The following is a 1,334-nucleotide window of genomic DNA, read 5'->3' on the forward strand; positions in this document are numbered from 1 at the left end:
GCGCGAGCGGGGCGAGCAGGAACAGCCACGGGGTGATCCGCCGCAGCGGATGGTCACGCCAGGAGCGGGCGGTCCCCTCGGTGCGGTGTTTGGTCCGGCGGCCGGCTGCCGCCGGCGGCGGTTCGTGCGACGCCGGTGGCGCGGTGGAGGTCGTGTGCGTCATGGCGGGCGGGCCTTTCGTGTTCCGCGGCAGGTTGGCAGGCGTGTTCCGCGACGAGTCGGCCGGTGTGGTGCGGCGACTCGGCGGGCGTGGGGCCCGGCCCCGCGGGCGGTGCGGGGCCCCGTGCGTCCCGTGCGTGCCGGATCAGGAACCGGCGGCCGCTGCCGCGTCGGCCCAGCGCTTGTCCAAGTCGTCGAAGTACCCCCGCAGGTCGCCGTCCTGTGCGCCGCGGGCGATGTCGATCAGCTTCTGCCGGTAGTCCTGCTTGCTCAGGCCGATCTCGGCGGCATCGTCGATGGCGTTGACGTCCTCCGTCTTGGCCTCGGACCGCTCGACGAGCTTGACATCGTTGTCCTCATAGGGCTTGAGGACCTCGGGCAGCGGGTCGGCCTTCAGGGCGGAGATACCGCCCTCCTTGGCGGCGAATCCGGACTTCTCGGTGAACCAGTCGAGCCAGGCGCGCGCGGCGTCCTTGTGCTCGGAGTGCGCGTTGACCGCCAGTTGGTAGTCCGAGACCATCGTGGCGCAGAACTGGCCGTTCCTCTGGACGGGGAACGGCATGAACCCGATGTCGTCCGGCTTCTCGCCCGCCTTCTTCGCCGCGTCGCGCATCTGGTTCACGGCCCAGGAGCCGAGCAGCATGCTGCCGATGTCGCCCTTGGCCAGCTGCGTCTTGGAGCTCTCCCAGTTGGTGGTGGTGGGATCCTTCTCGGCGAGCTTGCCGTGCACGATGTCGTACAGGAGGGTGTCGATCACGTTGAGATCGCTGCCCTTGGCCCACGGCTTGTCGGACGTGGCCAGGTCGTCCCAGGCCCCGGCCTCGCAGCCGGCCGAACCGACGCTGTTTGTCCAGGGGCCGGCCAGCGGCCAGCCGTCCTTGAAGTTGGTGTAGTAGGGCGTGGCGCCCGTCTTGGCCTTGACCGTCTTCAGGTCGTCGAGGAACTGCGCCGGGGTGGCGGGCCAGTCGGTGATCCCGGCCTTCTTCCACAGCGCCTTGTTGTAGACGAAGCCGTTGGCGGTGCCGAAGTTGGCGATGCCGTAGGTCTTGCCGCCGACATCGGTCTTGCCGGTGAAGCGGTACTTCTTCTGCATCGTCGCGGTGCTGCCCAGCGGCGCGAAGAACTTCGGGTAGTCGCCCTTGGCGAGCACGCCGGGGATGAGGAGGACGTCGCCG

The 1,334-nt window shown here is 69.3% G+C and carries 1 protein-coding gene; it reads right to left on the reverse strand.

Annotated features, from left to right (window positions below; translation table 11 throughout):
* Positions 1-304: 304 nt before the first annotated feature.
* Positions 305-1,334, reverse strand: a 1,030-nt coding sequence (locus ACQKIP_RS47600) for an ABC transporter substrate-binding protein (RefSeq protein WP_427745885.1), incomplete at its 5' end; no start/stop codon positions are given.

Origin of the sequence: Streptomyces sp. NPDC059900 (assembly GCF_050270335.1) — a bacterium.
Lineage (GTDB): Bacteria > Actinomycetota > Actinomycetes > Streptomycetales > Streptomycetaceae > Streptomyces.